General features: G+C 37.5%; 9 protein-coding genes and 1 pseudogene. 8 read left to right on the plus strand and 2 right to left on the minus strand.

Annotation, left to right across the window (positions count from 1 at the left end; translation table 11 throughout):
- The 3 genes and pseudogenes from RU86_RS11185 to RU86_RS11945 form a co-directional block, all read left to right on the plus strand.
- Positions 1–897 (plus strand): annotated as a pseudogene (locus RU86_RS11185) (DUF2974 domain-containing protein); the annotation flags it as partial.
- A 3-nt stretch (positions 898–900) separates the two neighbouring features.
- Positions 901–1,212, plus strand: a complete 312-nt coding sequence (locus tag RU86_RS11190) for a hypothetical protein (RefSeq protein ID WP_096815373.1) — start codon at positions 901–903, stop codon at positions 1,210–1,212.
- Between the two features lie 104 nt (positions 1,213–1,316).
- Positions 1,317–1,535 (plus strand): hypothetical protein, encoded by a 219-nt coding sequence (locus RU86_RS11945; RefSeq protein WP_143468122.1) that lies wholly within the window; start codon positions 1,317–1,319, stop codon positions 1,533–1,535.
- Positions 1,536–1,589: 54 nt separating this feature from the next.
- Here RU86_RS11945 and RU86_RS11195 read toward each other — a convergent pair whose 3' ends face one another.
- Both RU86_RS11195 and rpsT read right to left on the minus strand, forming a co-directional pair.
- Positions 1,590–2,075, minus strand: coding sequence for a YkgJ family cysteine cluster protein (locus RU86_RS11195; protein ID WP_047915490.1), 486 nt, complete (start codon positions 2,073–2,075; stop codon positions 1,590–1,592).
- Between the two features lie 103 nt (positions 2,076–2,178).
- Positions 2,179–2,433, minus strand: a complete 255-nt coding sequence (rpsT, locus tag RU86_RS11200) for a 30S ribosomal protein S20 (protein ID WP_079506075.1) — start codon at positions 2,431–2,433, stop codon at positions 2,179–2,181.
- A gap of 203 nt (positions 2,434–2,636) precedes the next feature.
- On the opposite strand from rpsT, the gene RU86_RS11205 reads away from it, so the two are divergent.
- The 5 genes from RU86_RS11205 (at position 2,637) to RU86_RS12140 (ending at position 8,989) form a co-directional block, all read left to right on the plus strand.
- The gene (locus RU86_RS11205) at positions 2,637–3,197 is read left to right on the plus strand and encodes an FUSC family protein (protein WP_096815374.1); all 561 of its coding nucleotides are present in this window, start codon (positions 2,637–2,639) and stop codon (positions 3,195–3,197) included.
- Positions 3,194–3,895 (plus strand): GntR family transcriptional regulator, encoded by a 702-nt coding sequence (locus RU86_RS11210; protein ID WP_096815375.1) that lies wholly within the window; start codon positions 3,194–3,196, stop codon positions 3,893–3,895. Before RU86_RS11205 ends, RU86_RS11210 begins: the two co-directional genes overlap by 4 nt.
- 6 nt (positions 3,896–3,901) lie before the next feature.
- Positions 3,902–5,149 carry a tetratricopeptide repeat protein gene (locus RU86_RS11215; protein WP_096815376.1) on the plus strand — a complete coding sequence of 416 codons (1,248 nt, stop codon included), beginning with the start codon at positions 3,902–3,904 and terminating at the stop codon, positions 5,147–5,149.
- Between the two features lie 69 nt (positions 5,150–5,218).
- Positions 5,219–6,889, plus strand: a complete 1,671-nt coding sequence (gene alsS, locus RU86_RS11220) for an acetolactate synthase AlsS (protein ID WP_096815377.1) — start codon at positions 5,219–5,221, stop codon at positions 6,887–6,889.
- A gap of 1,575 nt (positions 6,890–8,464) precedes the next feature.
- Positions 8,465–8,989 carry a hypothetical protein gene (locus RU86_RS12140; RefSeq protein ID WP_179296282.1) on the plus strand — a complete coding sequence of 175 codons (525 nt, stop codon included), beginning with the start codon at positions 8,465–8,467 and terminating at the stop codon, positions 8,987–8,989.
- The last annotated feature ends 20 nt before the right edge of the window (positions 8,990–9,009 follow it).

A 9,009-nucleotide genomic window follows, 5' to 3' on the forward strand; every position in this document is an offset into this window, starting at 1 on the left:
GTCACTTATTATGTCAATCCTTTTGACATAGTGAGTATGCTAAATCGAACAGCACCTTATCAGGCACAGTTTGGTAAGGTAAATGTGATTGTCCCTCTGAACTTTAGCACGATTTTTGATGGTGCAACGAGCAGTCATGATTTTGGTGAATTTCAAATCGATGCGCATGGTAACCCGTTGTTAGCATCTGAAACCTTCCACCCTGAGATGTTAACTGCAGGTCGGAAACTCGCCAAATTGCTTGATACAACCTTCTCAAAAGTTGGCGGTACTGGTATTAAAGGGGTGGCAACAGGGGTTATTCTTGCGGCCTTATCAGGAGGCATAGGCGCACTGATGGCACTCGGTATGTCTGCGCTAGAAGCGAAAGCAATTTATGAGGACTTTAATAAAGCCTACAAAGGCATAGTCGCTGAAGCAAAACAAAAAGCAAGTGAATGGAATCAGACACATATCCCTGATTATCAAAATCGGATTCGTCAGGCGAGTGGTGGTCAAAAAATTGAACTCCGTGCTGAACTCCTTCAATCTGTTGCTCAGGATGCCGTATTCCAGTCAGAAACCTTTGTTTCTGAGGTCAGAGCAATCATGAATCAAGGATTAGAAACCGTACAAAAAGACATACAAGAGGCCCACCAAGCTGCTCATAATCTTGCGACTTATCTAGATTCATGGGAAGTCAACGCCTTGTTAGCTGAGTTCAACCTATCTGCTTTTTGGGATTCTGGCCTTGAATCAGATACAAATCGAGCTGCTAAAGCCTATCTGAGAGAGATGTCATCAGTTTCGGCAACTTTGATGCAGGTATCGCAACATATCGAAGCAGTTGACAGCGAAGGGGCGAGTGGCTTTAATCAGTTAATGGCAGAAACACAAGCCAATTTTGGAAGGAGATAAACAATGTATAGCACTTATGGTCAAAATCCTTACCTCAATACGTCGCTTCTAGATCAACAGTTTGCGGAAGCAATTAAAGCACAGGAAAGGCATGCTATAAAAGCAATCTTAGTGGCTAAAAAAAGTAAGATAAAGTCAAAAGGCGTTACCGTATCTGAGAAATTAACAGCGCAAACAAGAAAAATGAAAAATTTTGCAGGACGGACGGTGGTGTCAAATTTGAACGAAGGATTAACAGGTCAGTCTGCCCAAGCAGCAGAACGCCAGTTGACTTCTCGTCACTTTAACCCGAATCTAAAAAGTCCTATCAAATAAAGACCGAGAAAGGAGTTAAGCTATGCATAATCAAGAACGCAGAGCAGTTGAGGAAGCATATGATGATACGATGCGAAAGCTAAATCAAGCGGAGGACATACTGAATGACTATCACACACAAATGCAACAAAAAAACGCGTCAACTCGTTGACTACGTTTATAGTTTCTATCGAGATATTCCTGGTGGATTTTCAAGTAACTTAAGTCAGCCATTTGAATCCGTCTTAGACAGCTATCATCATGAGATGAGGATCAAGCAACAAGATATTGAAGCCAGTCGAGATGAGGAAAGACGTGCCTTTAGTCGTAAAATGGACTGGTGAAGGTTAGCTGTCAGATAAGAAGGTAGTCAACATCTTGGTCAGTTGAACTTTTAATCAGGCTAAACGTTCACGCAACTTCTCAACAAATAAATAGGTTGCGGGACAAATAATCGTATTTTTGATGGTGAGCTGGTTAATCTGATAAATCTTGTTACGATCAGTATGCGGGAACTCCCGACATGCTTTTGGTCTCACATCATAGATGTTGCAGAGGTTATCAGTGCCTAAGAAGGGGCAAGGCATACACTGAAAGATTTTGTCACCATCTTCATCGACTTGTAAATAAGTGTCTTCAAAAGTGGCTAATTTCATCCGCATTTGCTTAGAAATCCGACTGATATCAGCTTCTGTAAAGAGTGGGCCGAGTGATTTACAGCAGTTGGCACATTTGGTACAATCTATCTCCATGAAGACTTCTTCATGGATCTGTTTAGTCAACTTATCCAAATTTTTAGGCGGTCTTTTTTTAAGTGACGCCAAAAATTGTTTATGAACCTTTTGTTTTTGCAAGGCTAACTGTTTGTAGTGTTCGATATCCATATCCTTATTTTATCACAAATTAGCTAGTGTGAATATTGAAGATTAGTATGTAACAAAAAAAGCACTCAGAAGAATGCTTTTTTCTTATTAATCCACAACTAGCTTATTTAGCTAATTTTTTAGACAAACGTGATTTATCACGGTTAGCTTTATTTTTATGGATTAAACCTTTGGAATGAGCTCTGTCGATTGCAGCAGCTGCAACAACGTACAATGCTTGCGCATCATCAGCACCAGCAGCAACAGCAGCTTCAAATTTTTTGATTGAAGTGCGCAATGCAGCTTTTTGACCTGAATTACGTTCTTTTTGAACGATGTTCAACTCAGCGCGTTTGATGGCAGATTTAATGTTAGCCATGTTAGTTCTCCTTATGAATGATATAGCGCTAACGTGTTAACACTATTCAAAATTAAATTTATATTGCTTAAAACACAATACAATTTAATTATATCATGTCTTTATATAAAAGGCAAACTTATTATTTTGTGCTATAATTGGTATAGTATAAAAACAGGAAAAATTACCGGCAATTCAGTTGTCGATTTGTTGAAAGGTAGACCATGTCATTTCAATTTGGCCGTTTTAGATTAGGCCTTAGAACGATTAAAACAGTTATCGCGATTTTTATTATCTTACTTTTTACCCATATTTTTCATCGAGGTCAGTCGGCTGCGATGATCGCGGGGATATCAGCTATCATTGCGGTACGGGATTCTTATACAGCAACGCTTAAAGCTGCTAAAGCAAGGTTTATCGGTTCTGCACTGGGTGGAACACTTGCCGTTATCTATTTCTTTTTGTATACGATGGCGAACTATAATTTTTCGGTCAGAATCATCTTAATTCCCCTATTTGTTTTACTGAATATCGTGATTATGGATGGCTTTGAGCTCCATCCTGGTCTAGTTGGGGCGAATGCGACCTTATTAATTATTGCCTTGACCATTCCTGAGACGGACTACATCGGTTATGCACTAAACCGTGTTTTAGATACCTTTTTTGGGGTAGCAGTGGCTACGATCATGAATAGTGTCTTTATCCATGACGCACCGATTAAGCGAAGAAAACTGAGAGAACTCATCTCATATAAAAAAAATAAAGGACAGGACGAGGACAAATGACAGCTATTTATATTCAGATTCATGATGAAATAAAGCAGCAGATTGAGACCGGCATGTATGAAGTTGGGCAGAGATTGCCTAGCGAACGCGTGATGTCAGAGCAATTTGGTGTGTCGCGTATGACCCTCAGACAAGCAGTAACAAGTTTGGTCGAAGAAGGCATTTTAACACGCTATGTTGGCTCAGGTACATTTGTTGCAAGTGATCGTGTCCGTGAAAAGATGCGTGGGACAACAAGTTTTACTGATATCATCAAGAACTTGGGCAAGACGCCCAGCTCAAAAGTGATTAGCTATCAAAAAACAAAAGCAAATGAAGTAGAATGTGATAAACTTGGCCTCAAAAAAGGTGCCCAGATTATTCGGATGGAACGGATTCGCTATGCTGACGACTTACCGATTTGTTATGAAGTGGCAAGTATTCCTTATCGCCTGATCGCCGACTTTGCCAAAGACGACATCGCCAATCATTTTTATGATACCCTGGCTGCTGCAGGTAAAAAAATCGGCCGTAGTGAGCAGATTATCTCGGCCAAAATCGTCAACAAGGAAATCGCCAGTTTCTTATCGATAAAAACCAATGCAGCAATTTTATCATTAACCCAAGTTTCTTATTTTGCAAATAGCGAAGAAACTGCTTTTGAGTATGTCTTGTCACAGTATGCTGGCGACCGGTTTGAATTTTACCTAGAAAGATAAATAGAGATGTCACATTCTGAAAACGTTGTTGAATTACTCCATGCTGGTCAGTTTGACCAGATGGTGTCTGAAATAGAAAAAGCGCTTCAAGTCGATTCTGCTGAACTTTTAGCAGATTTAGCTGAATACCTCTCGATGATGGGCTTCAGCAGTGAAAGTCGGCAAGTCTATGAGGCAATTTCACAAGAAAATACCGCCAATACAGATATTATCCTGAATCTAGCAGAGATGAAGGTCGACGATGGTGATTTAGATGGTGCCTTAGCCCTGCTCTATCAAGTTGCGTCTACAGACGATAATTATGTCGCAGCGCTTGTGATGATTGCGGATTTATATCAGCTTGATGGCGTTTGGGAAGCAGCACTAGAGAAATTGCAAGAAGCAAGCACCCTATCAGATTCTCCATTGGTTAGTTTTGCGATTGCAGAATTACATTATAATCAAGCAAATTGGCAAGAAGCGATCGATTACTTTGCAAAACTTAGTCAACGTCAGATACTTGAGTTGACTAAAGTCTCTATTTACCAACGTATCGGAACGGCCTATGCCTCACTAGGCGAGTTTGAAAATGCTGAAAAGTTCCTAGAAAAATCATTAGAAATCAATCATGATGACACTGTTTTATTTGAATTAGCACAAATTAGTGCTGTTTTAGGGGAACATAAACGTGCCATTGATTATTTCAAACAACTCGATGCTTTAGCGCCTGATTTTGATGGCTATGCCTATCCCTATGCGCAGGCCTTGATAGAAGAAAATGACTTTGACAGTGCGTTTGCTGTTGCTAAAGATGGCTTAAGCAAGAATCCCACTGATGTCCCTTTGCTTCATTTGACCAGTCGGATTGCCTATGCGCTTCATGATCTAAAGGCATCAGAGACTTATTTAGTGCAAGCACTTGATCTAGCCGAACTGCATGATGAAACGATCTTTTTACTGAGCAATTTATATCTCTTACAAGCAGACTATGAAGCCGTGATCAACTTGGCACCATTACTAGATGATGATCATGCCCTAGCAAGATGGAACATCGCCAAGGCTTATGGCGAACTCGAACAGGATACAGCAGCGCTAGCTATCTATGACGAGATCGACCAAAGTGTCCTAGCAGACAATCCTGAATTTCTCTTAGACTATGCCCATATCTTGATTAGAAATGGTCGCGTTAGCGATGCAAAACTATCTCTAACACAGTATTTAGCAAGCGTCCCGGATGATGAGAATGCACAAGAATTATTTAATGAGCTAATATAATGGCGTTTTGACGCCTTTTTTGCTAAAATGACCTTTGTGAAATCAAATATGAAAAGGAATGAAAAAAAGATGAAAAAAGACAAAAGTGAACAAAAATTTGGTGCTGATTTAATCGTTGACTCACTAATCAACCACAACGTCAAGTATATTTTTGGGATTCCAGGCGCTAAGATTGATAAAGTATTTGATACCTTAGTAGACAAAGGACCAGAACTGATTGTTGCACGTCATGAGCAAAATGCGGCATTTATGGCACAGGCTGTTGGTCGTATCACTGGGGAACCGGGTGTCGTTATCGCAACATCTGGTCCTGGTGCATCCAACCTAGCTACTGGTCTTGTAACAGCAACAGCAGAAGGTGATGCTGTTTTAGCACTTGCTGGACAAGTTAAACGTGGCGACCTCTTAAAACGGACGCACCAGTCGATGAACAATGCTGCTTTGTTTGAACCAATTACTAAATATTCAGCAGAAGTACAAGATGCGGATACCTTGTCAGAGATTGTAGCTAATGCATACCGCTTATCTAAATCTGGTAAACCTGGTGCAAGTTTCATCTCTATTCCGCAAGATGTCGTCGATAGCAAGGTGTCTGTTAACGCCATCAAACCATTGCAAGCGCCAAAACTTGGTAATGCGTCGATTGATGATATTAACTATCTGGCACAAGCCATCAAAAATGCCGTCTTGCCAGTCTTTCTTTTAGGTAGTGGTGCCTCATCTACTGAGGTTACTCACGCCATTCGTGGCCTCTTACAACATGTGAACATTCCAGTCGTTGAAACATTCCAAGGTGCTGGTGTTATTTCTAGAGATTTGATTCATAACTTCTTTGGACGTGTTGGGTTATTCCGTAACCAACCCGGAGATATGCTCCTTAAAAAATCTGACTTGATTATCGCCATCGGCTACGACCCAATCGAATACGAAGCAAGAAACTGGAATGCTGAGATCGACAGTCGTGTCATCGTTATCGACAAAGCCTTAGCTGAAATCGATACTTATTATCAACCAGAACGTGAATTGATCGGTGATATTTCACAAACCCTTGAAAACTTGATTCCTGCGATTCGCGGCTATAAAATTCCTGACGGCAGCCAAGAGTATTTAGAGGGTCTTTATAAAGTTCTTAAAGCAAACGAATTTGATCGGATTGCTGATGAAAACCGTGTCCATCCGCTTGACTTCATCGACGTCTTCCAAGACCAAGTTAGAGATGATGAAACTGTAACTGTAGACGTAGGTAGCCACTATATCTGGATGGCCCGTAACTTCAAATCTTACGAACCACGTCATCTCCTGTTTTCAAACGGGATGCAAACACTGGGTGTTGCCCTACCTTGGGGAATTACAGCAGCCTTGTTACGACCAGGTAAAAAAGTGTATTCTATCTCAGGAGATGGTGGCTTCTTGTTCTCAGCACAAGAGCTTGAAACTGCTGTCCGTCTTAAATTACCTTTAATCCATATCATCTGGAATGATGGCCGTTACAACATGGTTGAATTCCAGGAAGTCATGAAATATGGTCGCGCATCAGGCGTTGACTTTGGCCCAGTTGACTTTGTCAAATATGCAGAAGCATTTGGCGCTCGTGGTCTTCGTGTCACAAATAAAGAAGACCTAGCCAAAGTTCTGTCTGAAATAGACGTCACAACAGGACCAGTAGTCATCGATGTACCGATTGATTACCGAGACAACGTGAAACTTGGCGAAACGATTTTACCAGATGAGTTTTATTAATCTGATGATATAACTTGTGAAACAATCATAGTGAATGAAGTCCCTGGACACTTAGGTGTTTGGGGGCTTTTTTGTGACATGTTGGATGGAATTTACGAAAAAATAATCATATTTGTCCAATATTGCCTATAGTTTCTGAAAGAAATAATATTGCGAGATTATGCACAAAGAATACAAAAATAGAGTAAGTATAAAATTATAATTTTTTTAAGTATGCTGAAAAATTAAACGTAATATATAGTTAAGAAATACTTTATTTAAATTGAGATATAAATAATATAGCAATATAATGATTGCAATCTAACCGCCCTATTATTTAATATTTTTCATTTAACTTCCACTGATTTTTTTAGTATTGTGATAACTTTTTTGAATTTACGATAGAGAAATAGTAATTAAAGGAAAACAGTAGAGTTACATGCATGAAATACTGGGATAGAATGTCGAAAAATACGGAACACGGTTATTCAATATACGTGAATAATATGAGTAAATAGCAATCAATAAAGGTAAAAAAATGAGTTCTTTAGATAACATGAAAGCAGAGAAAATGATCTGTATATCATTTTCTCTGCTTTCAATCTTTTACCTATACTTCTTAAAAACTTCCACGCTTAGTAAGAACTTTATATCAAAAAGTTGTATAATAATTTAAGGGAGAAATTTCAAGAGGCTTAAGTAATAAAGTTTTGAGAACAAAGGAACAACATGTATAAATTATATCGAAAACACCATTTCAACTCTAAAAAGTATTCACGTTTAGCAAAAAATATAAGATAAAATATTTTTTAGAAACTAAACTAAGGAAAAAATGAAAGTAAATATTGCAAATGATGTTGTTAAACTTATCCAATCAGATAAAAATATTAGTAATTTTTAATAAAAAATTGCAATCTATTTTGAAAATCTTAATGATTTTGCGATGTTTGTATTTCAAAACAACACAAACTGTTCTGTTTTTTTTACATATATGTTGGACTCTTTTAAAAATCAACGACAGTTTTATACTGAAGAATATAACTTTCCCACTTCTCAAAAATCAAAATATTTTATAAAAAAGATTGCTCATTTGGTATTTTACGAAGAAAAGAAAACTTTGAGTATCTGAATTATAGTTTACGAGTTTTTTAATCACTTGTAATATAAAGTGATATTTTTAAAACTCCAACACAGCATAACACAGTTAAGTCAGATTGGAAACCAATATTAATTATTTAAAGTCAGTCGGGAGTTGGAGGGGATAAAAGACTTAGTTTTTATAGGCAATTCACATGCTATAGAATATTTCTAAAATATGATCACTTGCAAAGTTTCAGATTATTTACAAAATTGTTATTGTTAGCTAATAATTCTTAATTATAATTAAAAAAATGATTTTATATTTAATATTTTTTACTATCTTTCTCACGATATTTTCCTAAAATAAAATGAGATACACTGAAAAATAAAGTAAAGAAGTTACTAATTTACTTAGCCCAAGACTACTTTACGAGAACAAAGGGAAGGATATGTTATAAAATGATAAAATATCATGTGTTTAAATTGACTAACACAATTTGTATAGGAGAATAACTTATGGGGACTAAAGAGGGAGTATGTATTTTATGCCAACAAGAAAAACAGCTTAATTTAGAGCATGTTCCACCACAAGCTGTTGGGAATAAAGGTGGAAAGAATACAATTACGGGAGAATTATTTTTTTTGCAAGATTGGGATTTTAATAAAAAAGGACTACCAAGGGAAATTAAACGACGACCGTATGGGAATGCCTATTATACACTTTGTATTGATTGCAACTCAAAATTTGGTGGTGATTACGTTGGGCATTATGTAAATTTTGCAAAAGAAAATAAAGAGTTTTTATATCGAGTTCAAAACACTAAAAATGGTAGTGATGTTTATAAAACTCATTCAATGAGGGGGGTAAATCCGCTAAGAATCGCTAAAGAAATAGTTGCAATGTTTTTTAGTATCAATGGAAATGAAGATGAAAAAGATAAGAATTTCTTAGACTCTGTTAGATTATACTTGCAAATACCTTCAAGTAATGAATTTCCGATAGAAAAATATGAAGTAATAATGAATTATTACTCAGACTGAAGACAAAATACGTTAAATTT

It is taken from the genome of Pseudolactococcus piscium, from assembly GCF_002441695.1.
Classification (GTDB): domain Bacteria; phylum Bacillota; class Bacilli; order Lactobacillales; family Streptococcaceae; genus Pseudolactococcus; species Pseudolactococcus piscium.

Excerpts from the sequence above, each read along its gene's own strand:
- RU86_RS11195 (WP_047915490.1), bottom strand. The coding sequence starts at position 2,075 with ATGGATATCGAACACTACAAACAGTTAGCCTTGCAAAAACAAAAGGTT.
- RU86_RS12140 (WP_179296282.1), top strand. The coding sequence starts at position 8,465 with ATGGGGACTAAAGAGGGAGTATGTATTTTATGCCAACAAGAAAAACAG.
- alsS (WP_096815377.1), top strand. The coding sequence starts at position 5,219 with ATGAAAAAAGACAAAAGTGAACAAAAATTTGGTGCTGATTTAATCGTT.
- RU86_RS11945 (WP_143468122.1), top strand. The coding sequence starts at position 1,317 with ATGACTATCACACACAAATGCAACAAAAAAACGCGTCAACTCGTTGAC.
- RU86_RS11190 (WP_096815373.1), top strand. The coding sequence starts at position 901 with ATGTATAGCACTTATGGTCAAAATCCTTACCTCAATACGTCGCTTCTA.
- RU86_RS11205 (WP_096815374.1), top strand. The coding sequence starts at position 2,637 with ATGTCATTTCAATTTGGCCGTTTTAGATTAGGCCTTAGAACGATTAAA.
- rpsT (WP_079506075.1), bottom strand. The coding sequence starts at position 2,433 with ATGGCTAACATTAAATCTGCCATCAAACGCGCTGAGTTGAACATCGTT.
- RU86_RS11215 (WP_096815376.1), top strand. The coding sequence starts at position 3,902 with ATGTCACATTCTGAAAACGTTGTTGAATTACTCCATGCTGGTCAGTTT.
- RU86_RS11210 (WP_096815375.1), top strand. The coding sequence starts at position 3,194 with ATGACAGCTATTTATATTCAGATTCATGATGAAATAAAGCAGCAGATT.